The following is a 26856-nucleotide window of genomic DNA, read 5'->3' as shown; positions in this document are numbered from 1 at the left end:
ATGCGACTACGGGCGGGAACGCACACAGGCGAACAGGTGACGCCCGTAGTTGTCGGCGTACGGAGGCCGCGCGTCGTCGTCGGGGCCGAGATCGACGATCTCATCGAAGGAGGTGTTGGCCCGCAGGAAGCCGGCGATGCTCTCCGGGTTCCAGCCGCGCAGGGAGCTCTTGAACCAGGTTTCGTTCTCCTGGCCGGTGTCGAAGAAGAGCACCTGCCCGGTGACGCCGTCGAGCAGCCTGATGAGCTCCTCGTGGCCGACCGAGCCGCGCCCGAGCACGAAGTGGTGCAGCAGGCTGAAGCAGGAGACCACGTCCCAGCGGCGATCCGAGGTGCCGAGCAGCTCGACGCAGTCGCCGGTGCCGATCACTCCTTCGGGCAGCCCGTAGACGGCCCGCCCGAGCGGCACGGCGAGCGGGTCGCGTTCGATGCCGCCGGCCGTGAAGCCGGCGTGTCGCAGCTGGTCGACGAACCACCCGTAGCAGCTCGCCACGTCCAGGTACGTCGCCGGGGCCCCGATGCCGCGCTCGCGGAGAAAGGCCAGCATCTTGTCCCGCCGGTCTGTGCAGCGGCGTACGGTCGTCCAGGAGTCGCGCAGCTCCGGTGCGTCGATGGGCTGGTACAGCTCCTTGGTCCCGTCGAGCCAGCTCATTTTGAGGAGCAGGTCCTGCAGCGGGGTGGTGACCGGTGCCCACTTGGCGACGACCCGGGCGGTCGTCTCGCCCCGGTGCGCGGCGAGCGCGAGCCGGTGATGGCCGTCGAGGACCTGGTAGTACGAGGAGTTGCGGACCGGAGCGACGAGCACCGGGTCGAGCGACGTGCTCTGCTGGGGACGCCGGTCCCCGGGGACGTCGTGACCTCGCGATCGGCTGATGAAGGCGCGAGCCGAGGCCACCACGCCCGCGTCGTCGGTCGCACCGAAGTAGTCGCCGCCGGCGTCGATGCACCGTTGCGCGAGACGGCCGTACGGGCTGTCCAGCAGTTCCTCGTCGGTCGGCTCGCCGTCGGACGCCCGACGCAGCAACGCGATGTGCGGGCCGTCGAGCAGCGGTGTCGACGGCCACAGCAGATCGCCTGTTCGCTCGGCGAAGCCCCGAGCCGTCCACCCTCCCTGCGCACCGAGCAGGAGCCGGTCCAGCGGGACGGAGATCCGCCACGGCCGGCGCAGGATCGCCGTCGAGAGCAGGATCCGGGCCTTCGGGGGGACCGGCAGCGCACGCCCCTTGTCCGCGATCCGCCCGTACACGGGCCCGCTGGGGACCAGCCCGGCCTTGCGCAGAGCCGTGCGCGACTTGCGGCGCACCTGGTTACGAACCGTGGACATGGAGACTCCTCTTCGGAACGGCGTCGGACGTAGCGGAGGGTATGGCCACGGCCCTGCCGGGCAGCAGCGAGCCGAAGGCGGTCAGGGAGAGCCGGTGCCGGGCGACCCAGAGGAGGACGGCGTAGAGTACGGCGCCGGGCACCAGGCCGACGCACACCGCGCCGAGCCCGGTGCCCAGGCCGGCCCTGGCGAGCAGCGGGAGCACGGCGAAGCTCAGTACGGCCGAGCCGGCGGCCCACAGCAGCCCGGCGCTCATCGGGCTCATGCCGAGGACCCGGCGTACTTGGACCAGTGGCAGCAGGTTGCGGGTGACGAGGGCGGCGGCCCACGCGATGGCCGCGCCAACGACGCCGTGGTGGGGGATCAGCAGCAGGTTGAGGGTGAGGTTGACCGCCAGCGCGGCGGCGTTGTTCACCAGGCTCAGCCCACTGCGTCCGGCCATGAGCAGCATCACATCGACGGGTCCGCTCGCCGTGGCGAGCAGCATGGTGAGGGCGAGGATGACGGTGGCGGCCTGCCCGGACTGGGGGTAATCGCCGCCGAAGAACGTCAGGTAGGCGGGAGCGGCCGTGGCGACCGCCAGGTGTACCGGCCAGGTGAGGGCGACGGTCCATACCGTGCTGACCGCGAAGACGCGCCCCGCGGCCGCGTGATCGGAGAGCGTCAGCAGCCTGCTGACCGCCGGCTGCAGTACCTGCTGGATGGCCTGGGTACCGAGCTGTCCCACCACGATGAACCTGGTCGCGGCGGTGTAGACGGCGGCGTCGCGTGCGGAGCCGAGAGCCGCGATGAGCACGATGTCGGCGCGCTGCAGCGCGGTCTGGAAGATCTGTGCGACCGCGCGCGGCGCCGTGTAGGACCAGAATTCCCGGATCGGCCCCCGGTCGGCGGGCTCGGGAGCGGCCTCGGCGTCGGTGGGCGCGGCCGGCGCGGCGTGCCGGATGGAACGCACGGCAAGTCGGCGATACCAGACGGCGGCCGCGATCGTGCCAGGCAGGTAGGGGAGCGCCCAGGCCAGGGCCAGCGCGGCGGGACGGTCGGAGACGAGCGGCGCGATGGCGACTCCCGTGACCTGGGCGGCCTGCCGGAAAATCCTCTCGATGAGCACGGTGGGGCGCATGGTCGCATGCCCCCGGGTGGCCGCGAGGAGCCCGTCGTGCAACGCCGCGATCGGAAGGAAGACCGCGAGGACGCGCAGCATGGCCGTCAGCTCCACGGCATGGCCGCTGTCGATCAGCGCGGCGGCCCACGGAGCGGCCGCCGCCAGCGCGACGGCGGAGACACCGGCGACCGCCAGCACCGGAATCAGCGCGATCGGAACCGTGCGCCGGGCCGCCGCCGGGTCGCCGAGCGCCAGGTGCCGGGGCAGCCACCGCACCAGCCCCGCGTCTGAGCCGAGGCCCGACACGGCGCTCAGGATGATGAACAGCGACGTGGCGGCGAAGAAGGCCCCCGCGACCTGTGGAGAGTAGACGCGCGCCACGATGACGACCAGGGCCAGGCCCAGCACACCCGCGGACACCGCGCCCACCAGGTTGAGCGCTCCACCCCGGGCGAGGCGGTTCATGTTGGGCTCCATGCGTGTGGAGCTCATGTGACGGTCGTTCCCCTACGCGCCGGGCTCGGACGGCCGGCGGGTCGCCCACTCCGAGGGCGGCTCGCCGGGGATCTCCTCGGCTTCGGCCGGACCCGGCACGTGCGGGCTTCCGGGCAGGTCGAGGAGCGGATCGGCGGACCGGTGCTGGCCGGGAGCGCCGAAGCTCGCCGGGGCGCCACGCCTGGACTGCCCGGTCCGTGCGTCACGCCGGGTCGCCGGATTGCGGCGCATTTCGGCCAGATGGACGCGGTCCATCTCGAGGCTCTCCACCACGGCGCCGATGACGGTCTTACCGGCTCGCTGAACCTCGGTGCGCGCCTGGGCGACGTCGTCGCGCGTCGTCACGCCGGGCGTCACGACGAGGACGACGGCGTCGGCGAGAGTGCAGAGCGCTTGCGCGTCGGCGTCGTGCAGGCTCGGACCGTTGATGATGACGAAGTCGGCGCGTTCGCGCAGGACCGCCGCCGCGTCGCGCATGCGGGGACCGCTGAACCGCTGTGAGGACTCCTCGGCGTGGCTGCCGCGCGGCAGGAGCCGCAGCTGAGCCGCGCCGTGCACGAGCAGCGTGGCGGGGTCGACACCGTCGAGGAGCGTGTCGGACAGACCCTTCGGGCTGCGCAAGCCGAACAGGGCGGCCGAATCGATCCCCGTCGTTCCCGCGTCGATCATGATCGTGGCGGATCCGGCGTAGGAAAGGGCGAGAGCCAGGTTTGAGCTGGTCAGCATGGCCGTACGGCGGGGGGTCGCGCTGGTCACCATCACGGTGACCGGAGTCTCCGACAACGCCGCGACGGTGGCCGCGCGGAGCCGCCGGTAGGCATCGCCGACCTCGCTCTTGGGAGCGTCGACGAGCGCCAGCGCCTCTGCGGGCTCTTCGAGCGGCGGGATCACCGACAGCACCCGCAGGCCCAGCCGTTCCAGCGCGTCCGCGTCTGCGACCCGGCGTTCCAGACGATCGCGGACCACCGCGATCCCGGCTCCGAGCAGCAGCGCGGCGACCAACCCGCCGAGGGCACCCAGCACCGTGCCGGTGATGCGTCCGGTACTGCCCGGCCGGATCGCGGGCGTGATGACCTGCCCCGCGTTGACCGTGGTGCTCGCGATGTCGTTGGACTGCTCATCGATGATGCCGAGCTGATTGGTGTAGGCGAGGATGCGCTGGTTGAGGAACGTGCGCTGAGAGCCCGACGAGGCGGGCAGCTTCGCGGTCGCCGCCTGCATCTCCTGGCTCACGCGCTTGTGCTGCTCTCGCAGCTTCTCCAGTTTGCCGTCCAGGATGCTCTGCGTGCGCTGCCTGCGGTATTCGAGGTAGGACTCCGCGAATGCCTGAGCGCCGGCCCGGGCCTTCTCGGCGCTCGAGCCGCTGAAGGAGATGTCGAGTACCTGGGTGTTGGGCGGGTTCTCCACCGACACCTTGCTGCGCAGCGCCCGCGGGTCGCCGGTGCGCAGCCGGCCACGGGCCAGCCTGGCCACGGCGTCAGTGCCGACCAACTGGGCCTCGGTACCGAGATTGACGATGTCGTCGCCACGGCCCACCGGCGAGTAGGGGTTGCCCTCCAGCGGGGTCACCAGAACGGTCGCCGTGGCGGTGTAGGACGCCGGCATCAGGTAGCCCACCACCACCCCGGCCAAGAGTCCGAGAGCGCCGATGAACGCGATGAGCCCACGGTGCCGCGCCAACAGGGTGGCCAGCTGGCCCGGTGCCTCCGCCGACTGGTCGACCGCCACGTTAGGTCCCCTCTGGGTGCTCGACGGTGAAACCGTAAGGGCCATTTGCTTCCAAGCAGGTTATCCGGAGTGGGCCCGCCGTCGGGCCCGGTCGGTTCCGGATCACGGCCGCCTCCGCGCGTCTTCAGACGCGATCAGCACGAGTCCCCGGGCCGGAGCGGCGGTGTACGCCAGATAGGCGGTGCTCGAGATGAGCTCGTCGGCGGAGACGCGACCGAGTTCGACCGTGAGGAACGTGAGGTCGCAGATCGTCGCGAACGTGGCCGTGTCCGAGCTGTGCAGCGCGGCCCCCGTGATGATGACGAGATCGGCGTCCCGCCTCGCCTTGCGCACGGCCGCCGAGAGCTGCCGGTCTCCGCCGGACGCGATCGCGTGCATGATGACGCCCTCGATCTCGCCGGGCCGGCCGGGTGCCGGCGAGCCGCCCACGTCGCGTCCGCCGGTGTCGTCGCCCGTCCCCGTGTCATCGCCGGCCACCCGGTCGTGGTCGGCGCCGACCAGCAGGAGAGCGGTCGACAGGTCGGCTTGGACGCACACCGCCGCCAGCGTGCGCGCCACGCGCTCGGCGGGCGCCTCGGCCACCCCGATGAGCAGGACGGTGGCCGCCTGTTCCTCGCGGATGACGTTGCGAAGTCTCCGGCAGGCGTCGCGCAGTCCGTCCGGGCCGTCGCTGACCTCGGCGAGCACGGGCAGGGTGACCGCCCGCCGGAGGTCGGCGGCGGTCCGGATGCGCCGCGGCCGCCGGTCCTGGACCAGGCCGAGCAGAAGGCCCGTGAGCAGGCCGACACCCAGCCCCGTGGTCAGCGCCACGTCGCCGCGGCTGTCGTCGGCCCGCAGGGGCACCTGTGGGCTGTTCATGACCTCGCCGGACAGCAGTGTCCTGTCCTCGGTCTGCGCCAGCTGCCTCTGCATCACGCCGATCTGCTTCAGGATGAGCTGTTCCCGGCTACGGGCGGTCAGCCTCGCGATGTTGGTGGGCTTTCCGTTGATGGCGCGCAGTTCGGCCCGGAGCAAACTCAGGTTCTGCTGGACCGCCTGACGGTTCCGCGCCTGGATACCGGCGACGATCTCTCTGCGCACGGCCAGGTAACTCCGCGCCAGCGTGCGCGCGCCGTCGCGCGCCGCCTTCGGCTCGCCGGCACGGACCTCGATGGTGAGCACGCGGGTGTAGGGCGGCACGGTGATGGTTACGCGCTCTCTCAACGCCTCGCGGTCGTCCGGGAAGCCGCGCACCTTGGCGAGCGGCGCGATCGCCTTCTCGGACAACGCCAGCCGGGCCTCGGTGTCCATGGTCGACTCGCGCGGCGGCCGGTCCTCGTCCGGAGCGGGCGACGGTGGAAGGATCGCGGTCAGGCTCGCACCGGAGTGCAGTGCGACGGCCGGGGCGAAGATGTCGACCCGGGTGGTGTAGGTCCGATCGGAGAAGGCGGTGCGCAGGGCTCCGGCCGAGACGCCGAGGACGAGTGCCACGGCGACGATCGCTCCGTTGCGCAGGAGGAACGCTTTGTAGCGACCGAGCGGCACGGCGTCCGGGCCCGCCTTCGGGGCGGCGGGCACTTGCGTGTCGGCGCGATCGGTCATCCTCCGCTCACCGTCGCCAGGCCGGCACTTCGCCGAGCAGCGCGGCGAGCCTTTCGTCGTACGGCCGGAAGTGCTCGGTGAGGCTGTTGCGGAGATCTTCGGGCATCGGAGAACGGGGCCGGGCGTTGTGCCGTTCGAACGAGGCGGGGCGCCAGTGGGCCAGCCCGAGGAAGTCCACGACCCGGTCGTAACAGGTCTCGGGTTCGCTGAAGAAGTCCTCGGCGAAGATGACGAGCACCCGCTCTCGCGGGAACAGCCGGAAGATCGCCTCGAGTTGCTCGACGTACTGGCCGCGATCGACGTATGAGTGGTGCCTGTGGCTGTGGCTGAGGTAGCCGGGCTCGGCTCGGATCCGGTCCACCTCGCCCGTGAGTCGTTCGGACTCGAGCTCCAGCGCCCGCTCGAAGGGTTCGGTCTCGAAGCCACGGGCCAGTTCGTGCTTGTGGGCGGAGTACGCGCGCTCGACGGGGTCGCGCAGGATCGTGAGGAGCCGTACCCCTGGTAGATCACGGGCGATGCGGCCGGGTGCGAGCGGATGGTGCATGTAGTAGCCGGCCGACTCGAAGGCCAGTGGTGCGCCGGTGCCGTCGCCCGCCCGCCGCCGGGCCACCGCCCGGACCGGGAAGTGCCCTTGGTACCAGCTCTGCCCGCGGTGATACATGACGTCGAAGTAATGAACGCCCTTGTGGAAGTTCGGCGTCACGACGCCGGGGTGCTCGGCCAGCGCCCGGAAGAGCGAGGTGGTGCCGCCCCGCTGCGTACCGACCAGGAGGAAGTCGGGCAGCATCCGCGCTCCCGAGGTCAGCCGGCCGGCGTTGCGGCTGGCCGCACGCCCGGCTTCCTTCACCCACTGCGGCGCGTCACGTCGTGTGATCATGCACTTCTCCCGGCGTTGATCTGGAGCAGCGAGAGCAACCGGTCGGCCTGGTCGCGCAGGGGCGCGCCTGTGGGGCCTTGGGCGGCGAGCAGGTACCGGCAGCACAGCTCCACGAAGTAGAGCTCAAGCGTCGCCGCCGCGGCGCGACCGGTCACACCGAACTCGGTCAGCGAGCGGATACCGCCGACCGGCCAGGTGGCATAGGGCCGGCCGGGTGCCGTACGCATCGCCTCTTGCAGGTTGCAGTGCAGCAGATCGAAACCGGCCGGCACGTCGCGGGCGAACCGTTCCCAGTCCCAGAGTTGTACCTTGCCGCGGTGCCACGCCATGTTCCACGGCGTCCAGTCGCCGTGCCAGGCACCGAACCGCAGGGGCTGATCGCCGTACGCACGGCCGACCCGGTCGATCACGGAGTTCAGCCGGCCGGCCTCCTCGGCGTCCGACACCCGCGCGGGGACGTCGCGTAGACGCGTCCAGAACCGGCTGCCGGCAAGCGTGCCGCTCGCCACTCCGGCGACGGCGAAGAGCTCGCGCATGGCGGCGACGGGCACGTTGCGGCGGGGCCGCCAGCCGCGGGCGCTCGTGGGCAGGGGCGAGAGCACCAGCAGCGTCAATTCGTTCCAGGGCCCGTGGTGCAGCACCCGCGGGACGGCGACGCTCTCCAGCCCGGTGTTCGAGAGGAACTCCAGTGCCGCGGCCTCCTGGGCGACCAGGTCGCGGGCGGTGCCGGTGTCGCCCACCTTGACGAATGCCAGCGGACGCCCCGTACGGCTCAACACGTGCAGGATCGGCTTGCGGTTGGCCCGCGCAGTGCCCAGGCCCACGCTCACGACCACCGGTTCACCCAGAATGCCGCCGAGCCGGTCCTCGATGCTTCCGCTCCGGCCGTCCTCGACCACCCGGAGCCGGTCGCGCAGTGTCCGCTGCGGCAGGCCGGTGCGCATGGCGGTGGCGGCCAGGCTCCGCGACACCCGCTGCGGGATCGTCAGATCATGGCTGTAGCGGCGGAGCGCGGTGGCGGCCGCGCGCGGGCTGCTCGGCAGCAGCAACCGCGGGCGTTCGGCGTCCGGCAGGAACGCGAACTCCCGTTGACCGGGCCGGGCGTCCGCCGCGTCGTGGCCCACGACATCGACCCGCGCGCCGGGCCACAGCACCGCCACCGTCTCCAGCCAGTCTTCCGCGGTCATCGCCGCACCCGTGCCTTGAGGGTGTCGCGCTGGGCCCGCCACATCAGCGCGACCGCGATCATGACGGTGTACAGCGGTACCTCCACCAGGTCATAAATGAGTGCGAACAGTCCGAAGGACAGCAACGCGCAACACCCGGCCATCCCATAGGCCGATCTATCCCGCCAATGTCGTACAAATCGTATGGCGAAGAAGAACAGGAACGCGGCGGCTCCGACGAGACCGTTCGCAAAGATCAACAACCACAGATGGCCCTGGGTGCCCAGCGGCGGTGCCCCGCATGCCTTGCAGTCGGGGCGGCTGCCGCCGCCGAGCGTCACGAGGTTGCCCTGCACGTTGCGGGTGGTCCCGAACCCGACGACCGGCGAACCGGTCAGCGTGCTGCGGATGGTCTGCTCGGTGAGCAGGTACCGGCGGTTGTTGCTGTGCGGGTTGTCCAGCCGTTTCTCGATCAAGCCGGGCAGCGGGGACACGGCGAAGACCACGCCGCCGACCGCGAGGACGACCAGGGTCCACGCGATGGCCCTGCCACCGCGCCAGAGGATCATCTTGAGCATGACGAACGCCGCCATGAGCCCGAGCGCGACCCACAGCCCGCGGTCGAGGGAGTAGACCACCGGCCACAGCGAGACCAGCAGGATCGGACCGGCCGCCAGCCGCCGCCACTTGTTCCCTCGCACGATCCAGGTGATGCCGAAGTAAGGCAGGAAGAACGCGTAGGCGGCGCCCCAGGTGTTGGCGTAGGCGAAGGGGGCCATCGGGCGGGCCTGCACGACGCCGGTGATGGTCTCCATCGTGGCGGTCTTCGGATGGATCGCGTCATGCAGGAAGTCGTTGGTGGCGAGTCCCTGCGGCAGGATGATCTCCATCAGCGAGGTGAGCTGCAACTGTGGGAAGAACGACCCGAGCAGGCCGCCCGCGGTGGTGACGACGAACATGTAGCCGAGCAGCCGGCCGATCCGGTCGCTGGGCAGCTCGTCCTCACGCAGATTGCCGACGTACAGCAGGGCGATCGTGCACGAGAGGTACCAGGTCATCCGCCAGCCGAAGACGAGCACCCGGCTGAACCCGCCGCCCGTGACGGCCCCCGGGGCGTCGGCCCACAGGACCGCCACTCCAAGCAGGGCCCAGACGAGGAACAGCAGCCAGGCGCCAAAGCCCCGGGGGACCACCAGAGTGGCGCGCCGGCGGTAGAGGAACACCGCCATGGGCACTGCCATGATCATGAAGATGAACGCGCCCAGGCCGAGGACCCACCACAACGGAAAGCCGAGGAACACGACGGCCAGCGGCCAGCCCGCGCGTGGCCGGCGCGACCCCTCGTGCCGTGTCGCCGCGGTGGCCGGGCCGTTCTCCCGGGTGGGTTCGGCGATCGCGGGTGTCGTGAGAGTCACAATCCGGATTCCGTCTCTGCGCCGCGAAGGTCTGGTCCGTGCCGTGAGGCGGCCAAGCCCGCCCGCCGGGCGAACTGTACCGCCGACGGCCGGAGGACCGCCCTCGGGCACTGCACCCGGCCGGGTGCGGCGGAGACCCGGCCGGGCGCGGCGCCTCTGATCAGGGGTTGAAGTGCGGCCGCCGGCCCAGCCAGCGGAAGGCGCGCAGCGTGGCCGGGTCGGTGTGCACCTGCGAGTCGCCCAGGCCGCCGTGCGGCGCCTCGAAGTACACCAGCGCCTTGAGCCGGGGATAGTTCTTGATCTGCTCGCCGACGCTGCGGAAGAACGCGACCCGTTCGGCGGGAGTGGTCTTCTCGTTCAGGATCCCCCACTCGGCGATCATCAGTGGCTTACCCGGCATCCGGGTCTGCGACCAGGAGTAGAAGCCCGGATAGCCCTGGTCGTGTTCGAGCGGTGCCGCCTTGTCGATGAGCGAAGCGAAGTCCGGTGTCTGCGGGCCCTTGACGTAGGGGTCGAACGCCACCCAGTCGACCACGTCGGCACCGGGGTAGAGCTGCATGAACCAGGGTTTGACGGTCCAGTTCGAGTAGCCGCGGTAGGCGACCGTGAAGAGCACGTTCTTCACGCCGTTCTTGCGGAATCGCTGTACGACGCGGCGGAACATCTTGCTGTAGTCGGCGGGCGTGTAGCCGGAGCCCGGCTGCAGCCGTACCTCCTCCTCGGGCTCGTGGTGCAGGACGAGCCAGAAGCGCTCACGGTAGTTGGCCTTGATGTGCGCGGACAACCGGTCGATGTGCGCGTCCATCGAGCCGTTCGCCACCTTCGCCCACGACTCGCCGTCGTCGGGCTTCCAGTTCAGCAGCAGCTTGCGGTTCTTGCCCGGTTCCCGGGCGATGGCGATCTCGGCGGGGGTAGGGAAGAGCTTCTTGCCCTTGTGGAAGTAGTGGAAGATGTCGACGGTGCGGCCGGTACGCCGTTCGAAGGTGTTGAGCGCCGGCTGCGGCCGCTGTCCGCTGAAGGCGCCCGGCGTCACCCCCCACCAGGCGCCGCACGAGGGCACGAGCAGCGCCGAGACCGTGCACTTGCGCGGCTTCCCGGCGGGGGTGCCGCTGCCCGGGCTCGACTCGGACTGGCCGGAGCGGATCGGCCCCGCGGCCGCGGTCGGCGAGCCGGTGTCGATGACGGCGACACCGATGGCCACTGCACAGGCCAGCGCGCCCGCCGCGGCGATGCCTGCCCATAGCCATGTGCGGCTCTTCGGCGCCGACCGGCGGGGTCTTCCCGGTACCGGCCGGCGGGGGTTCTTTGGGGCAGTCATGGCGGTGAATCATAGTTTTGCCGCGTCGGCTAGGCCACTCGGATCGACAATCTGGTGAAACGCCAGTGGCCACCGAGTGAACTCGGTGGCCACCTCGTCGGCTGCGGCTCAGGGGAGCGGGAAGAACCCGACCCTGCCGTGGTACTCCTTGCCGAGCTGGTCGGTGTCACTACCGACCCACAGCCCGGTCGGCGTGGCCACGAGCGCCTCGACGCCGTGTCCGCGCGTGCGGGTCGGGTTCCAGGCCAGCGCCTTGCCCTTGAGCGGTTCGAGGGCGGCGATGCCCGGCCGGGACACCGCGCCTGGTCCGGCAAAGTCGCGGCCCTGCGGGTTGTCCTGCCAGCGCTGGTGACCTCCGACGTAGACCGCCGCCCCAGTGACCGACACCGACAGCAGCGTGTCGCCGCCGGTGTAGTTGACCCAGGTGGGCTGCTGGCCGGAACCGGTCTTGGCCGTCTCCCAGCGGGCCGCGGTGTCGCACAGCTGCGTGGTGCCGCCGGGGCCGCCCGTGGTGACCACCACGAAGTACGAGCCGTCGGGAGCGAAGTCCATGCCGCGCATGTAGGTGTCGAAGGCGTTGATGTTGCAGGGGGTGGCGTAACGCTCGGTCGCCCAGGTGGTCAGCGCGACCGGCTTCTTGGTGGTGTCGATCATCGCGATCTGGTAGCGGCGCTGGCCGGCCACCTTGGTGAACGTGCCGTTGATGAGCAGCCGGGTGTCCTGCGGGTTCACCGCGAGGTTGAAGACCTTTAGCTCACCCTGTCGCGGCGTGCTCACGGCCAGGTTGAAGTTGTCGTCGACGGCCCCGGTCGTGGCGTTGACCCGGGCGAGCATCGTGCGGGGCTTGGTGGCCACCTTGGTGAACTTGCCGCCGATGTAGATGTTGGCGTTGCGCCGGACCATCGTGAACACCAGGCCACCGCCGACCCTCGGCTTGAAGGTGGTGACGGCCGTGCCCGCGGGAACCTTGAGCTGGGCGAGGGCCCCGAGCCCGACGCCGTTGACGAAGGCGAACGAGCCGCCGGCGTAGACGGTGTTGGACGGTCCCGGCTGCAGGGCGTAGACGGTGCCGTCGAGCTTCGGCTTGAAGGTCGCGTCGACCTTCCCGGTCGCCGCGTCGAAGGCGAAGATGTTGTGACGCGCGATCTCGGGCTTGCCCGTGCCCGCTTCGCGCACCTTCTCGAAGTTGCCGCCTACGACGACCTTGGTGCCGACGACCGCGATCGCCCGTACGGTGCCGTCGAGGACGTGGGGGGTGGAGTTGGACGGGTTGGCCGAGACCACCGCGGACTGCTTCAGGTCCGCGTTCGCGGCCGGGATCACGCTCAGGGTGCTGACTAGAGCTGCGGTCGCCACCGCGATGAGACGTCGGCGCATGTGTGTTTCCTTAAGGGGCGACTGGCAAGAGTTCATGATGATGGCACATATCCGACTGTGTAGAACGCGTGTTTGCGTGATCGAGATGTCATGCGCGCTCCCCCGCGCGGCTTTGGGGAAACACCGCCTTAATGTCACTCAATCGCCATGGGCCAGGTCCTCGTGCGACACTCTGCGGATGATCGTGGGCATTCTGGCCGGGGTGCTGGGCGCACCATTGGTCTTCCTGTTTTTCGCCCTGTGCTTCGGCCGACCGGCTGACCGTGGCGGGCGGCTCGCCTCCTGGACCCGCCCGCTCGGCGAGGCGAGGGCGCAGGCGGTCGCCACGCTCGGCCCGGTCGGCGGCTTCGTGTTGTTCTTCGGTGCAGGCATCTTCCTGTCGACGGCCGCGGGCCTCGCCCTGGGCGAGGCACTGGCATTGATCGAGGGCCCGGTGGACTGGCCGGTCTTCCATTGGGTCGAACGGATTCACGAGCCGAACTGGGCGCACGTGATGAATGTCGTCGGTCAGGTGGGGAACATTCCGCAGACTCGCGGGTTCGGAGTGGTGGCAGCGGTCGGCCTTATGCTCCTGGCGCCGAGCCGCCGCTGGGTTCCGCCCGTCCTGATCGGGTCTGTGATCGTCGTGCAGAAGTACGCACAGGCGGGGCTGGCGAAGATCGTCGACCGTGGCCACCCCCCGACCACCCTCGGCACCTACCCGTCCGGGGGCTGCGTGCGCACCGTCGTCATCTACGGGTCGGTGGTCTTCCTGGTGTTGGCCTACACTCGCGCCGGCCGCCGCTGGCAAGGTCTCGGCTGGGCGCTGATCGCCACGCTGGCGTTCGTCGAGGGCTACAGCCGGACCTATCTCAACAAGCACTGGGTGACCGATGTCCTTGGGGGCTGGGCCGTAGGAGTCATGCTGCTCGGCGTCGCCGTCTTCGCGGGCCGGGCCCTGCTCCCGGCCGGAACCGGCCAGGGCCCGGATCAGGACGCGGAGCGGACCCAGCCTCCGGCGGTCAGCAACTCGAGCACCGCGGTGACGGCCTCCTCCGGCGTGCAGGCGGAGGTGTCGAGCACCAGATCGGCGTCGTCCGGCTCCTCGTAGGGGTCGGAGATCCCGGTGAACTCGGGAACGAGTCCCGCGCGCGCCTTGGCGTAGAGACCCTTGCGATCGCGGCGCTCGCACTCCGCCAGCGGCGTGGCCACGTGGATCAGCAGGAAGTCGCCGGTGGCGGACACCATCCGGCGTACCTGCGCGCGGGTCGCGGCATAGGGGGCGATCGGCGCACAGACGGCCACGCCGCCATGGCGGGTCACCTCGGCGGCGACGTAGCCGATCCGGCGGACGTTGAGGTCACGGTCGGTCTTCGAGAAGGTCAGCCCGGCGGACAGCAACCGGCGCACGACATCACCGTCGAGCAGGCTCACCGTGCGGGAGGTCCGCTCGATGAGGGCGTCGGTGAGCCCGCGTGCGATCGTCGACTTGCCCGAACCGGACAGGCCGGTGAAGAAGACCGTGACGCCCCGGCGGTGGCGCGGCGGCCGGGCGGCGGCCAACTCGGTCGCGACGGCCGGCGGGGTGAACCACTCGGGGATCGGGTCGCCCCGGTCGAGCATCTCGTCGACGTCGGTCCGGGTCAGCTCGACTCTGGCGTGGTCGGCTTCGATCTTGGCGACCGGCCGCCAGACCTCGACGTCGGCGTCGTAGGCCCAGGGCTCGGGCACGATCAGCGGGATGGCGGTGCCGTACGTCTCGGCGCCGAGCCCGTTCGCCGCCAGGGCGCCCGCCGCCTCGTCCACCTCGGCCGGGTCGCCGAACAGGTGCGTGGCGCCGTACGCCTCCGCCACATGGGAGCGCAGGCGGAGGTCGCGAACGGGATCCGTACGTCTGGTCAGCGGCACCGGCACGATGAGCGCGCCCTCCGGCAGTTCGCGGCGCACGGCCAGCAGCGCGCGCACGAGCGCGTCTTCGTGCTCGTCGGACATGAGCGCCAGGACGAGGACCCGCACGCCGTCGATGCCGTTCGGCGGCCGCAGGCCCACCCCGGCGGTGAGCTTCTCGGTGACCTGCTTGAGCTGGCCCAGTTGGCGGCGGTGCAGGGGTTCACGGGTGGCCACCGCCAGCACCGGACACGCCGTGGCCGGCGCTCCGGGGACCGTCGCGGTCTCCACGGCCGGGGCGGACGCGCCGTCGTCGGTGAACGCGAGGTCGGCGGGCCGGCGGCGCAGGCCGCGGAAGGGCCCGTGCGCGGGATCGCGGAGCGCCTTGACCGGGCCCGCGAGCCGGTGCGTGCCCGTCGCGGCGTCGTGCCACGCCTCGGTGACGCGCAGGACGGCCAGCGGAAGCCCCTCGGGGTCCTGCAGGATGAGCCGCTCTTCCTTGGTGAGCTCCTCGGGCACCGTCAACACGATCGGGACCGGCCATGGCGTGCCGTCGGCCAGCCGGCCGCCCGCGATGACCGCGGCGGTGTCGATCGAGCCGAGGAAACCGGTCAGGGGAGCGAAGGCCCCGGACAGCAGCAGCTCGAGGTCCGCCAGCTCGGCGAAGTCGGGCGCCCACGTCGGCAGGTCGGAAAAGTTGTGTTCGGCGGTCACATGACTCTCCGCTCAGCTCAGCACAGGTCCAACCTTCCACACGTTAATGCTGGTCAGGCCCTGGCGCACATCCAGGGAACACAATGGGAGGTCTCACCCCGAACACCGTGATCCCGGGAGATGTCAGATGACGCGGGCGAGCCGGTTCTCGGGCTTGCGGATGACCAGTGTGATCTCGCTGTGCTCGGCGGTCAGCCGCCCTCGGGACATGCCCGCGACCGCCCGGCAGAGGCCGTTGACGAAGTGGCTCCAGCGGCCGAAGGCGGCCACGGTGTCGAGCGAGGTGTACTCCTCAGCGATCATCAGACCGCGCATCACGCAGTACCACTGCATGCCGCTGAGCGAGGCGATGGTCTCGTACACCGCGGGCGGGGGCGTGCCGTCAGGGCCGAGCGGGGCGTCCGCCGCGTCCGGACGGGCACCGGGGCCCGGGACGTCGCCGGCGCGCCGGGACAGCACCTGCCACGCCAGCGCGCGCAGCCAGCGCGGCAGCACGCGGTCGACGAAGCCGAAGGCGGTGTCGCGGTCGCGGAACCGCATGAGCAGCAGCCCGCCGGGCTTCAACGCGGCGACGAACCGGTCGAGCACGAGCTCGGCGTGTGCGACCCGGTCGATGAGGAAGTGCGCGTGCACGATGTCGTACATGCGCGGTGGCATGGGCACGGTGCGCAGGTCACCGAGGTGCCAGGCGTCGAGGTCGGCCCGGCCGCTGGTGTGCGCGCGAACGGCAGGCGTGTCGACGTCGACGCCGGTGACGTGCCGCTCCTTCTCCCCGAGATCGAGGCCGTTCCCCCAGCCGCAGCCCGCCTCGAGCACCTGAATGCGCTGCAGGGGCTTGTGGTAGGCGTATTCGCGGGCGCGCTGTGAGAACAGCCGGGTCGGGTGGCGGGGCCCGGTTGACTCGCCGTCGTTGACCGGCGGCGTACGCAGATCGGTCACGGTATCGCAGCGTAGCCAGATGACAGCGGAGTGTCCGTCATTTGCGCCTCCTTGACGTGTCTGTGGCCGGGCCCGTGCGCGATGTGCGCGGGGTCACGTGGGGCGATGTGCGGAGCGACCCGCGGGCGACGTGCACGGCGACTTGCCCGGCGACTTGCCCGGCGACTTGCCCGGAGACTTGCCCGGAGGCCCATACGGAGACCGGGGCCGTGGCCGGGCGGCGTAGGCTGGTGCCGATCCCCGGCCCATCCGGTTCCCAGGCGGTCCGGGCTGCGCCGACGGCGCGCCGCCCCGCCTGACCTCGGCAGGAATACCCTGGCAGAAATGACGCTTTCCGGACTCCTTGATCTCACCCGCTCCGACCCCGCCCTGCGGCGTGCCCTGGACGCGGCGCGCGCCGGGGCCGCCCCCACATATGACCTCGTCGCGCCGACGTCCCTGCGGCCGGTCCTGGCCGCCGCGCTCGCGGCCGAGATCGGCGGTACCGACGGCACCGTGATCGCCGTCACCGCGACCGGCCGCGAGGCGGAGGATCTGACCGCCGCGCTCACCAGCCTGCTCGACCCGGCCGCGGTCGCGCACTTCCCGGCCTGGGAGACACTGCCGCACGAGCGGCTGTCGCCGCGCTCCGACACCGTCGGGCAACGCCTCGCCGTACTGCGCCGGCTCGCCAACCCCGACCCGTCCGACCCCGCCGCGGGACCGCTGCGGGTCGTCGTCACGCCGGTGCGCGCCGTGCTGCAGCCGATCGTGTCCGGCCTCGGCGAGCTCGAGCCGGTACGGCTGCGCACGGGCGACGAGACCGGGCTCGACGACGTGGTGAAGCGGCTGGTCGACGCCGGCTACCACCGGGTCGACCTGGTCGAGAAGCGCGGTGAGATCGCCGTGCGCGGGGGCATCCTCGACGTGTTCCCGCCCACCGAGGAGCACCCGCTGCGGGTGGAGTTCTGGGGCGACACGGTCGAGGAGGTCCGTTACTTCAAGGCCGCCGACCAGCGGTCGCTCGAGGTCGCGCAGGAGGGCCTGTGGGCACCGCCCTGCCGCGAGCTCCTGCTCACCCCAGAGGTACGCGAACGCGCCAAGCGGCTCGCCGAGGAGCACCCTTCGCTGGTGGACATCCTCGGCCGGCTCGCCGACGGCGACACCGTCGAGGGCATGGAGGCCTTCTCTCCCGTACTCGCCGACCACATGGAGCTGCTGCTCGACCTGTTGCCGAAGGGCTCCTACGTCCTCGCCTGCGACCCCGAGCGGCTCCGGACCCGCGCGGTCGAGCTCGTACGGACCAGCCAGGAGTTCCTGGAGGCGTCGTGGGTCAACGCGGCGGCCGGCGGCGAGGCGCCGATCGACCTCGGCGCGGCGGCGTACAAGGACCTGGCGGAGATCCGCGACCGAGCCGCCGAGCTCGACCTGCCGTGGTGGAGCGTCACGCCGTTCGGGCCCGCGGACGAGGAGCAGGCCACCGAAGAGTCCAGCGACCTCGTGGCCGTCATCGGGGCGCACGCGGCCGAGGCCTACCGCGGCGACACCACGAAGGTGATGGACGACGTCAAGCGGTGGATCCACGACGGGTGGCACGTCGTGCTGCTCACCGAGGGGCACGGCCCGGCCGAGCGGCTCGCCGAGGTCGTCCGCGAGGAGGGGCTCGGCGCGCGGCTCGCCGACCTGCCAGGCCCGCCCGAGGCGTCGATCGTGCACGTCGCCACCGGACGGCTGGAGAACGGGTTCGTCTGGGACGCGGTCAGGCTGGCGGTGCTCACCGAGACCGACCTGTCCGGTCAGCGGTCGTCCACCAAGGACATGCGGCGGATGCCGTCGCGCCGGCGTGGCGGGATCGACCCGTTGCAGCTGCGCACCGGCGACTACGTGGTGCACGAGCAGCACGGCGTCGGCCGCTACGTCGAGATGGTCAGCCGCACCGTGCAGGGCGCCACCCGGGAGTATCTGATCATCGAGTACGCCAAGGGCGACCGGCTCTTCGTGCCGACCGACCAGCTCGAGGAGATCACCCGCTACGTGGGCGGCGAGTCGCCGTCGCTGCACCGGCTCGGCGGCGCCGACTGGCAGAAGGCCAAGGGGCGCGCGCGCAAGGCGGTCAAGCAGATCGCCGGCGAGCTGATCCGGCTCTACTCGGCCCGGATGGCGTCGCCCGGCATCGCGTTCGGCCCTGACACGCCGTGGCAGCGCGAGCTCGAGGACGCCTTCCCCTACGTCGAGACGCCCGACCAGCTCGGCGCGATCGAAGAGGTCAAGCGCGACATGGAGAAGCCGGTCCCGATGGACCGGCTGATCTGCGGCGACGTCGGGTACGGCAAGACCGAGATCGCCGTCCGGGCCGCGTTCAAGGCCGCGCAGGACGGCAAGCAGGTGGCGGTGCTCGTGCCGACGACGCTGCTCGTACAGCAGCACATGTCGACGTTCAGCGAGCGGTTCAACGCCTTCCCGGTCGTGGTCAAGCCGGTGTCGCGGTTCCAGACCGACGCCGAGGTCGCCGAGACCCTGCGCGGCGCGGCCGAGGGCATCGTCGACGTCGTGATCGGCACGCATCGGCTGCTGTCGTCGCAGAGCAGGTTCAAGTCGCTCGGCCTGGTCATCATCGACGAGGAGCAGCGGTTCGGCGTCGAGCACAAGGAGGAGCTCAAGCGGCTGCGGACGCAGGTGGACGTGCTGGCCATGTCGGCCACCCCGATCCCGCGGACGCTCGAGATGGGCCTGACCGGCATCCGCGAGATGTCGACGATCCTGACGCCGCCCGAGGAGCGCCATCCCGTACTCACGTTCGTCGGTCCCTACGACGAGAAGCAGATCGCCGCGGCCATCCGGCGCGAGCTGCTCCGCGAGGGCCAGGTGTTCTTCGTGCACAACCGGGTCCGGTCGATCGACCGGGTCGCGCAGACGCTGCGCGAGCTGGTGCCCGAGGCGCGCATCGCGACGGCGCACGGCCAGATGAACGAGCAGCAGCTCGAGCAGGTCATGGTGGACTTCTGGGAGAAGAACTACGACGTTCTCGTCGCCACGACGATCGTCGAGAGCGGCCTGGACATCCCCAACGCCAACACGCTGATCGTCGACCGTGCGGACACGTACGGCCTCTCGCAGCTGCACCAGTTGCGCGGGCGGGTCGGCCGAGGTCGTGAGCGGGCCTACGCCTATTTCCTCTACCCGCCCGAGGTGCCGCTGACCGAGACCGCGCACGAGCGGCTGGCGACCATCGCGCAGCACACGGAGATGGGCGCCGGGATGTTCGTCGCGATGAAGGACCTGGAGATCCGCGGCGCCGGCAACATCCTCGGCGCCGAGCAGTCCGGCCACGTCGCGGGCGTCGGCTTCGACCTCTACGTCCGGATGGTGGGCGAGGCGGTCCGGGAGCTGCGCCACGAGGGCCCGGCCGAGACGGCCGAGGTGAAGGTCGAGCTGCCGATCGACGCGCATGTGCCGCACGAGTACGTGCCGGGCGAGCGGCTGCGGCTGGAGGCCTACCGGCGCATCGCCGGCATCGAGTCGGCCGATGAGATCACCGCGGTGCACGAGGAGCTGAAGGACAGGTTCGGGCCGCTGCCGGTGGCCGTGCTGAACCTGCTCGAGGTGGCGAGGTTCCGGGCGAAGGCGCGCCGGGCCGGGCTCACCGACGTGACCCTCCAGGGCAACCACATCAAGTTCGCGCCGGTCGAGCTGCCGGACTCCAAGCAGGTACGGTTGCAGCGGCTGTATCCGAAGAGCCTGCTCAAGCCGGCTCAGCGGACCCTGCTGGTGCCGGCCCCCAAGACGGCCCCGCTCGGCGGCCGCCCGCTCCGCGACCAGGAACTGCTGGCGTGGTGCACCGACCTCGTGGAAGCGCTCCTGCTCGAACCGGTCACTTCGGGAAACTAGACTCATTCCCACCGGTGATCGTGCCGAACTGTGATCTCACGGACGTGATTGGAAGCTCGTGTTCCGTACATCCTTCAAGGCGGTCGTCGTCGCCGCGGCCGTGCTGGCCGCCGGCACGCTGACCGCCTGCCAGCCGGTGAAGCTGGGCGCCGCCGCGACCGTCGGCGACCAGCGCATCACGATCTCGCAGCTCGAGTCGGTCGTCGAGGACTGGCGGCGAGAGTACGCCGGTAACCCCGACGCCGCGCAGCTCCAGCAGCAGTTGCAGCAGCAGGGCCAGCAGGTCCCCTTCGACCCCGATTCGCCGGTCCGCAGCGCGCTCTTCCAGCTCATCGAGATACGGGTGTGGGACCAGGTGGCCCGGGAGAAGGGCATCACGGTCGGCCGCGGGCAGATCGACGAGCTGATCGCCCGTAATGGCGGCGAGCGGGCCATCAACGCGAGCCTCCTCGCGGGCTCCCTGCCGGTCCGCTACAGCCGTGACTTCGTGCGTTCGAACATCATCGTCCGCACCGTCGCCCAGCAGCAGGGCGTGGCGGTGGACGCCCAGGCCACGGTCGACCAGCAACAGCAGGAGCAGGCCCTGCGCCGGTTGCAGGAGACCTACCTGCGCGCGGCCGGGACGCTTAAGATCAAGATCAACCCCCGCTACGGGTCGTACGACCCGCGGCGGGCGGGGATGACCCCGGCCGTCCACACGCTGTCCAAAAACGGTTCGGACATCGGCTGACCATGTCCCTGGTCATGCTCGCCACCACCCACCGGGTCGCCCCGGGCGCACTGACCTGGCCGGCCTGGCAGACCCTGCGGTCGGCCTCCCGGGTGCTCGTGGGTTCCGACGATCACCCGCAGCTGCCCTACCTGCGTGAGGCGGGGGTACGGGTCGAGGTCGCCGAGCCCGACCCGCGCGCCCTCATCGAGGCCGCGCGGTCCGGCACGGTCGTCTGGGTCGCGGCCCCCGACGGCGACGAGCGGCTGCTTCGCGAGATCGGCACGCTCGTCGTGTCGGGCGGCGCCGAGGTCGTGGACATGGAGGTGCTGCACGCCTCCTACGACCTGCCGGGCGCCCGGCTGCTCGACCTGGTGACGGTGATGGACACGCTGCGCCGCGAGTGTCCGTGGGACCGCGAGCAGACGCACGAGTCGCTCGTGCCGTACCTGCTCGAGGAGTCCTATGAGGTCCTCGACACGGTCGAGAGCGGGGATCTGCACGCGCTGCGCGAAGAGCTAGGCGACGTGCTGATGCAGGTGGCCTTCCACTCGGTCGTGGCCTCGGAGCGCTCCGACGACACCGGCTTCACGATCGACGACGTGGCGGCCGGCATCGTCGACAAGCTCGTGCGCCGTCACCCGCACGTGTTCGGCGATGTCACCGTGGCGGACGCCGACGAGGTCAATGCCAACTGGGAGCAGATCAAGGCGGCCGAGCGGGCGGAGAAGAGCGAGGACCACTCGATCCTCGACGGGGTCCCCATGGGCCAGCCCGCGCTGTCGCTGTCGGCCCAGCTGCAGCGGCGCGCCGACCGGGCCGGGGCACCCGAGGACCTGTACGCGGGGCTCGGCGAGGGCATCGGCGCCGAACTGTTCGCGCTGGTCGCGAGGGCCCGCGGCGAGGGGCGCGACGCGGAGGCCGAGCTGCGCGACATCGCCAGGCGTTTCCGTGACCGTGTCCAAGAGTGGGAACAGGATCGTTAGGGCGGCGAGATCTCCCCGTTCTAGGCTTGCCCCGTGGTGTCACACGGGGAGGCACGTGCCGGAGCGGCGCTGGGCGCCCTGAGCCGCCTGGCGGGCATGGGCTCTGTGGCCGGCGTCCTGGTCGCGCTCATGGTGCTCCCGCTGGCCTGCACGACGGGCGTCGGCGCGCGCGATGGCGCCCGCTGGTTCCAGAGCATGCCGAGCGATCTGCGTCCTCCGCCGCTTCCCCAGCGATCGAGGATCCTCGCCGCCGACGGCTCCACCCTGGCGACGTTCTTCTTCGAGAACCGGGTGGAGGTACGGCTCGACCAGGTCGCGCCGATCGTGCGGCAGGCCGTACTGGCGGTCGAGGACAGCCGCTTCTACGAGCACGGCGCGCTCGACTCACAGGGCACGCTGCGCGCCCTCGTCCAGAACGCCCAGGCGGGCAAGGTCACGCAGGGCGGCTCGGGCATCACCCAGCAGTACGTCAAGAACCTGCTGTTCGCGATGGCCGACACCGACCAGCAGCGGCAGGCGGCGCTGGAGGTCACGCCCGGCCGCAAGGTGCGGGAGCTGCGCTACGCCGTCGCGCTGGAACGGCAGATGTCGAAGGACCAGATCCTGCAGAGCTACCTCAACATCGCCTACTTCGGCGACGGGGCGTACGGCATCGAGGCGGCGGCCCGGCACTACTTCTCCAAGGGTGCCGCCAGGCTCCACCTCCATGAGGCCGCCACGCTCGCCGGGCTGGTCCGCTACCCGCACGCCTACAACCCCCGGCTGCATCCCAAGGCGGCGCGTGCGCGGCGCGACGTCGTGCTGTCCCGGCTCGCCGAGCTCGGCTGGGTCGGGCGGACCGAGACCGACGCCGCCAAGCGGCGGTCGCTGGGACTGCGGGTCAAGCGAACCGAGAACGGATGCGTGACGAGCAAGGCACCGTTCTTCTGCGACTACGTGCAGCGGGAGATGCTCGGGAACCCGGTGTTCGGGGCGACGGTCGAGGATCGGCGCAGGCTGCTGCAGACCGGAGGCCTCACCATCCGCACCACCCTGGACTGGAAGGTGCAGCGGGCCGCGCAGCGCGCGCTCGACCGCAGGGTCCCGGTGAAGAACTCGGCGGGCAAGGCGGCGGCCGAGGCGCTCATCGAGCCGGGCACCGGTGAGATCAAGGGCATGGCCGTGGACCGCCGGCTCGGGCCGGACAAGGAGCGTGGCAAGACCTGGATCAACTTCGCCGCTGACGCCTCCCACGGCGCAAGCATCGGCATGCAGGCCGGCTCGACCTTCAAGGTGTTCACCCTCGCCGCGGCGCTCGAGGAGAACATGCCGTTCGGCGAGCGGCTGATGGCGCCGCGCCGGTTCCAGCCCACGGGTTACCGCAACTGCGAGGGCGAGCGGGTCGGCGACACCAAGATGCTGCGCAACTCCGCCGACGGCGAGGGCGGCCGGAGCTTCTCGCTGCTCACCGGTACCCACCACTCGGTGAACACGTACTTCCTCGCCCTGCAGAAGAAGGTCGGGCTCTGCGACACCGCCGAGATGGCGGAGCGGCTCGGCATGCGGCAGGCGAGCGGCGCGGCCCTCGAGCAGTTCCCGTCGTTCACCCTCGGCTTCAACACGGTCTCACCCGTGCGCATGGCGGCGGCCTACGCGGCCTTCGGCGCACGCGGCCGGTACTGCGAGCCGATAGCGATCAAAAAGATGACGGACGCGTCCGGGCGGGTGCTGGAGGTACCGAAAGCCGACTGCAAGCAGGTCATGCGCCAGGGCGTCGCCGACGCCGTCAACCATGTGCTGCGCGGCGTGCTCACCGACGGCACGGCGCGCGGCATGGCCATCGGCCGGCCCGCCGGCGGCAAGACCGGCACCGTGGACAACTTCTCGGCCGCCTGGTTCGCGGGCTACACGCCGGATCTGGCCGCGGCGGTCTGGGTCGGCGACCCGCGGGGCGGCTACGCCCACCCGATGGACGGCCTGTGCATGGACGGCCGCTGCTACGGCCCGGTCTACGGCGCGACCATTCCCGCGCCGATCTGGCGCGACACCATGGTCGAGGCTCTGAAGGGCCGGCCCGCCCGGGGGTTCCACCGGCCGCCGTCGCAGTACTTCAGGAAGGGCTCCGGCGAGGACGCCGTCCAGGTCCCGGATGTGCGCGGGCTCAAGCCGGCCGAGGCGATCAAGCGGCTGGAGGCGGCCGGGTTCAAGGTCCGGATGGGGCCGAAGCCGGTGACCTCGGAGAAGTACAAGGCCGGCACGATCGCCGACATGGCGCCGGGCCCGCGTTCGACGGTCGAGCCGGGCACCGTGGTCACCCTCTACGTCAGCAAGGGCAAGCCCGAACGCGATCCTGGGCCCGGCGGCGAGCCCGATCCCGGGCCCGAGCCGACCTTCCCCCCGTTCCCCGGCTGATCCGGCGGCGTCGGGCCGTACCGCCGCCGATCGCGGCCGGGGTGCGGGGGTCAGTCGGTGCCGTTCGGTCGGTGCGGTTCGGTCGGTGGTGGCGTTCAGTCGGCGGCGTTCAGGCCCCACCGGTTGCGCAGGGTACGGTCGGCCAGGCCGAAGAGCTGGTCGATGACGATGCCGATGACCAGGATGACGAGCATGACCGAGATCATCGCCGCCGTGTCGCTGAGCTCCCGGGAGTCCGAGAGCAGCCGGCCCACCGACGACGTGGTCCCGATCTGCACGAGCAGCTCACCGGCCATCAGGCTGCGCCAGGCGAACGCCCAGCCCTGCTTGAGCCCGGCCACGAAGGCGGGCAGCGACGCCGGCAGGATCAGATGCCGGTACTGCGACAACCCGCGAAGGCCCATGACCTTCCCGGCCCGCAGCAGGATCGGCGGCAGATAGTCCACGCCCGCGATGAGACCGTTCGCGATGGACGGCGCCGCCCCCAGCACCACCACGAACAGGATCGCGCTCTCGCTCAGCTGGAACAGCAGGATGGCGAGCGGGAACCACGCGATGGACGGCATGGTCTGCAGGCCGGTGATCAGGGATCCGAACGCCCGGCGGAGCACGCCGAACCTGGACACCGCCAGCCCGAGGACCGTGCCGACGAGTACCGACACGGCGAAGCCGATGACGGCGCGCTGCATGGTCAGGCCGACGGCACCCCAGAAGGAGCCGCTCGTCACCGAGTTCCAGAGCTCGGGCAGCACGTCGGCGGGCCCCGGCAGGACCCACGACTCCTTCCACCCGCTCAGGACGACCAGCTGCCAGAGGGCCAGCGCGATCCCGACCGCCGCCAGCACCGGCCAGGCCGCCGACCAGAGGCGGGCGATCGGATTGCGGCGCGAGCGCACCGTCAGCTCGAGGGCGTCGAGCCCCGCGAGCTCCCGGTTCACCGCCGGCGCGAGGTCCTCGGTGTCTTTCCTCGGCTCAGTGGTCATCGCCTCAGGCGCCATGGCGGCTGACCTCCTCGCGCAGTCGGTCGGTGATGGCGGCGGACAGCGTCGCGACCTCGGTGGAGTCGATTCGCCGAGGGCGGTCGAGTGTCACGGGGAACTCCTCGACGACCCGGCCCGGGCGACTGGACAGCAGGACGACCCGGTCGCCCAGCCGTACCGCCTCGCGCACGTTGTGCGTCACGAACAGCACGGTGAGATCGCGCTCGCGCCAGATCCGCTCGATCTCGTCGTGCAGGAGGTCGCGGGTCATCGCGTCGAGCGCGCCGAACGGCTCGTCCATGAGCAGTACGGTGCCGCGGGAGGCGTCCGCGTCGTCCACGGTGAGGGCGAGGGCGCGGGCGAGCGCCACCCGCTGCCGCATGCCGCCGGACAGCTGGTGCGGCCGCCGCCGCTCGAAGCCGCCCAGGTGCACGGAGGCGAGCAGCTGCGCGGCCCGCTGCCGACGCTCCTGACGCGGTACCCCGCGCATGCGCAGGGCGAGCTCGATGTTGCCGGTGACGGTCAGCCACGGGAACAGCGCCGGTTCCTGGAACATCAGCGCCACCCGGGCGCCGCCGACGTCGATCGCGCCCGCACTGGGCCGGTCGAGGTCGGCGACCAGGTTGAGCAGCGTGCTCTTCCCGCAGCCCGAGGCGCCGAGCAGGCAGACGAACTCGCCCGGCGCCACGTTCAGCGACACGTTGTCCAGGGCGAGCAGTGCCGTGGCGCCGGAGCCGAACGCCTTGGAGACCCCGTCCAGGCGGAGCCCTCGTCCCGTGTGGCGGGATCCGGTGCCGGCGGCCGCGACGGAATCGGGGGCCGGTGTCATGAATCGCTCACGGGGCTCTTCCCCTCAGTCTTCAGTACCTCGTTCAGAGGGCCGAGGTCGTAGATGCCGGCGAGGTCGACCGGCTCCAGGAGCCCGATCTCCTGCGCGTGCTTGGCGCCTTCGTGCAGTGACGACGCGATCGGGTCGTCGGTGAAGGCGATCTCCTTGAACGACGACTCCAGCACGTCGTCCTTGAGCGGCTTGCCGCTCAGCTCCGCGAGTTGGGCGTTCGCCGACTTCTTCGCGCCGGCCGGATCGGAGTTGATGAACGCGTTGGCCTCGACCGATCCCGCGACGAGCTTCTTCACCAGGTCGGGGTGGCTCTTGAGGAACTCCGTCCGCACGATGAGGTGCGTGACCACGAACTTGCGGCCGGGCCACAGGTCGTTCTCGTTGAGCAGCCGCTTGCCCTTGTTCTCGAGCACCAGCCGGGAGGCGTGCGGCTCGGGGACCCATGCGCCGTCGATGGCGCCCTGGGCGAAGGACTGCAGCGTGACCGCGTTGTCCTGCGGCCTGACCTTGACGTCGCCACCGCCGTTCTTGTCTGTCCGCAGGCCCTTCTGCTTCAGGTAGTAGCGCAGGGCCACGTCCTGGGTGTTGCCGAGCTGCGGCGTGGCGATCGTCTTGCCCCGGAGGTCCTCGACGCTCTTGATCGACGGGTTGACGACGAGCGAGGCGCCACCGGACGCCGCCCCAGAGATGATCTTGATGGCCTTGCCGTGCGACTTGGCCCACGCGTTGATGGCCGGGCTCGGGCCGATGTAGGTCGCGTCGATGGCACCGGAGAAGAGCGCCTCGGTCGCGGAAGGGCCGGCGTTGAACGTGGCGGTCGTGAGCTTGACCCCGCTGCCCAGCTGCTTGGTGAAGAAGCCCTTCTGGATGCCCACGAGCGCGGTGGCGTGGGTGATGTTCGGGAAATAGCCCAGCTTGATCTCAGAGCCGCCGGAACCGCCGGAGCCGTCCGTACCCGAGTCGCTGCCACAGGCGGTGAGAGCTCCCGCACCGGTCAGTACGGCCAGGGCAGCGGCGACCTGCCGCAATCTCATCCTGCGCTTCATTTGGTGTCTTCCCTACTAATCAAGTCTGTTTGGCCAGCTTAGTGGACTATAGGCGACGCCCTCCGGTCAAGCCGCGACGGGGGAACGGTTGGATAACGCACGGCGCGGGGCGTTTCGGCGTGCCAGTTGGGCGGG

The 26856-nt window shown here is 70.9% G+C and carries 18 protein-coding genes and 1 pseudogene; 5 read left to right on the top strand and 14 right to left on the bottom strand.

The window, feature by feature from the left end; all coding sequences use genetic code 11:
- Window positions 1-6: 6 nt before the first annotated feature.
- The 9 genes from HKK74_RS16990 to HKK74_RS16950 form a co-directional block, all read right to left on the bottom strand.
- Complete coding sequence (locus HKK74_RS16990) at window positions 7-1323, bottom strand: class I SAM-dependent methyltransferase (protein ID WP_187244187.1); 1317 nt, start codon at window positions 1321-1323, stop codon at window positions 7-9.
- Complete coding sequence (locus HKK74_RS16985) at window positions 1307-2890, bottom strand: oligosaccharide flippase family protein (RefSeq protein WP_246491645.1); 1584 nt, start codon at window positions 2888-2890, stop codon at window positions 1307-1309. Before HKK74_RS16985 ends, HKK74_RS16990 begins: the two co-directional genes overlap by 17 nt.
- A 42-nt stretch (window positions 2891-2932) precedes the next feature.
- The gene (locus HKK74_RS16980) at window positions 2933-4648 is read right to left on the bottom strand and encodes a tyrosine-protein kinase domain-containing protein (RefSeq protein ID WP_187244185.1); all 1716 of its coding nucleotides are present in this window, start codon (window positions 4646-4648) and stop codon (window positions 2933-2935) included.
- 102 nt (window positions 4649-4750) lie between these two features.
- Entirely contained in the window at window positions 4751-6229 is a 1479-nt protein-coding gene (locus tag HKK74_RS16975; RefSeq protein ID WP_187244184.1) for a GumC domain-containing protein, read from the bottom strand.
- A gap of 7 nt (window positions 6230-6236) precedes the next feature.
- Window positions 6237-7106 carry a sulfotransferase domain-containing protein gene (locus HKK74_RS16970; RefSeq protein ID WP_187244183.1) on the bottom strand — a complete coding sequence of 290 codons (870 nt, stop codon included), beginning with the start codon at window positions 7104-7106 and terminating at the stop codon, window positions 6237-6239.
- Window positions 7103-8293, bottom strand: coding sequence for a phosphotransferase (locus HKK74_RS16965; RefSeq protein WP_187244182.1), 1191 nt, complete (start codon window positions 8291-8293; stop codon window positions 7103-7105). The genes HKK74_RS16970 and HKK74_RS16965 overlap by 4 nt, the downstream gene beginning before the upstream one ends.
- Window positions 8290-9687, bottom strand: a complete 1398-nt coding sequence (locus HKK74_RS16960) for a hypothetical protein (protein WP_312881548.1) — start codon at window positions 9685-9687, stop codon at window positions 8290-8292. The genes HKK74_RS16965 and HKK74_RS16960 overlap by 4 nt, the downstream gene beginning before the upstream one ends.
- Window positions 9688-9847: 160 nt before the next feature.
- Complete coding sequence (locus HKK74_RS16955) at window positions 9848-11005, bottom strand: glycoside hydrolase family 26 protein (protein WP_187244181.1); 1158 nt, start codon at window positions 11003-11005, stop codon at window positions 9848-9850.
- Window positions 11006-11113: 108 nt separating this feature from the next.
- Complete coding sequence (locus tag HKK74_RS16950; RefSeq protein WP_187244180.1) at window positions 11114-12382, bottom strand: hypothetical protein; 1269 nt, start codon at window positions 12380-12382, stop codon at window positions 11114-11116.
- Here HKK74_RS16950 and HKK74_RS41445 point away from each other — a divergent pair.
- A pseudogene (locus HKK74_RS41445) lies at window positions 12366-13289 on the top strand (phosphatase PAP2 family protein); the annotation flags it as partial. The gene HKK74_RS16950 and the pseudogene HKK74_RS41445 sit on opposite strands and share 17 nt — an antisense overlap.
- A gap of 62 nt (window positions 13290-13351) precedes the next feature.
- Here the strand turns inward: HKK74_RS41445 and cysC are convergent.
- Entirely contained in the window at window positions 13352-14962 is a 1611-nt protein-coding gene (gene cysC / locus HKK74_RS16945) for an adenylyl-sulfate kinase (RefSeq protein WP_187244179.1), read from the bottom strand.
- Window positions 14963-15085: 123 nt separating this feature from the next.
- Window positions 15086-15901, bottom strand: a complete 816-nt coding sequence (locus HKK74_RS16940; protein WP_312881547.1) for a class I SAM-dependent methyltransferase — start codon at window positions 15899-15901, stop codon at window positions 15086-15088.
- Window positions 15902-16225: 324 nt separating this feature from the next.
- Between HKK74_RS16940 and mfd the strand changes: the two genes are divergently transcribed.
- The 4 genes from mfd to HKK74_RS16920 are packed head-to-tail and all read left to right on the top strand — an operon-like array spanning window position 16226 to window position 23854.
- Window positions 16226-19768: a transcription-repair coupling factor gene (mfd, locus tag HKK74_RS16935; protein WP_187244178.1), complete on the top strand. Its 3543-nt coding sequence runs from the start codon at window positions 16226-16228 to the stop codon at window positions 19766-19768.
- 58 nt (window positions 19769-19826) lie between these two features.
- A complete protein-coding gene (locus HKK74_RS16930) occupies window positions 19827-20498 on the top strand; it encodes a SurA N-terminal domain-containing protein (RefSeq protein ID WP_187244177.1) in 672 nt (223 codons plus the stop codon).
- A 2-nt stretch (window positions 20499-20500) separates the two neighbouring features.
- Complete coding sequence (locus HKK74_RS16925) at window positions 20501-21463, top strand: nucleoside triphosphate pyrophosphohydrolase (protein WP_187244176.1); 963 nt, start codon at window positions 20501-20503, stop codon at window positions 21461-21463.
- 33 nt (window positions 21464-21496) lie between these two features.
- Window positions 21497-23854 (top strand): penicillin-binding protein, encoded by a 2358-nt coding sequence (locus HKK74_RS16920; protein ID WP_187244175.1) that lies wholly within the window; start codon window positions 21497-21499, stop codon window positions 23852-23854.
- 95 nt (window positions 23855-23949) lie between these two features.
- Here HKK74_RS16920 and HKK74_RS16915 read toward each other — a convergent pair whose 3' ends face one another.
- Genes HKK74_RS16915 through HKK74_RS16905 form a run of 3 tightly spaced genes read right to left on the bottom strand, consistent with a single transcriptional unit; the run spans window position 23950 to window position 26709 of the window.
- Entirely contained in the window at window positions 23950-24852 is a 903-nt protein-coding gene (locus HKK74_RS16915) for an ABC transporter permease (RefSeq protein ID WP_376771534.1), read from the bottom strand.
- Entirely contained in the window at window positions 24842-25663 is an 822-nt protein-coding gene (locus HKK74_RS16910; protein ID WP_187244174.1) for an ABC transporter ATP-binding protein, read from the bottom strand. Before HKK74_RS16910 ends, HKK74_RS16915 begins: the two co-directional genes overlap by 11 nt.
- On the bottom strand, window positions 25660-26709 hold the full coding sequence (locus tag HKK74_RS16905) for an ABC transporter substrate-binding protein (protein ID WP_246491643.1): 1050 nt from the start codon (window positions 26707-26709) through the stop codon (window positions 25660-25662). Before HKK74_RS16905 ends, HKK74_RS16910 begins: the two co-directional genes overlap by 4 nt.
- Window positions 26710-26856: the final 147 nt, after the last annotated feature.

This window comes from Actinomadura alba, from assembly GCF_014323705.1.
Classification (GTDB): domain Bacteria; phylum Actinomycetota; class Actinomycetes; order Streptosporangiales; family Streptosporangiaceae; genus Actinomadura_C; species Actinomadura_C alba.
Note: the sequence above shows the minus strand (reverse complement) of the source record. Positions and strands in the feature narration are given on the sequence as shown.